The sequence below is a fragment of the Escherichia sp. 93.0816 genome, from assembly GCF_013368855.2.
GTDB classification, from domain to species: Bacteria; Pseudomonadota; Gammaproteobacteria; order Enterobacterales; family Enterobacteriaceae; genus Escherichia; species Escherichia ruysiae.
Genome location: NZ_JABWNC020000101.1, coordinates 1 through 250, shown reverse-complemented (window position 1 = coordinate 250; position 250 = coordinate 1). Strand labels below are relative to the sequence as shown.

The 250-nt window shown below is 62.0% G+C and carries 1 pseudogene; it reads left to right on the top strand.

Annotated features, from left to right (window positions below):
- Nucleotides 1-250, top strand: a pseudogene (locus HEM79_RS22455) (DNA primase); the annotation flags it as partial.

Below are 250 nucleotides of genomic sequence, written 5' to 3'. Positions count from 1 at the left end.
AGCACTTCACCGGGTCGCTGGTTGTGCCGGTGATGGATCTGAACGGGCAGATCCGTGAGATGTACGGGCGCAAGATCGGCGGCGATCTGCGTAAGGGAACGCCACTGCATCTGTACCTTCCCGGCGCTCACGGCTGCGCGTGGAATGAGCAGGCGCTGATCGGTTCATCAACGGTTGTCCTGTGCGAATCGCTTCTCGATGCCATGTCGTTCTGGGTCGCCGGGGTCCGTAACGTCACGGCGGCTTACGG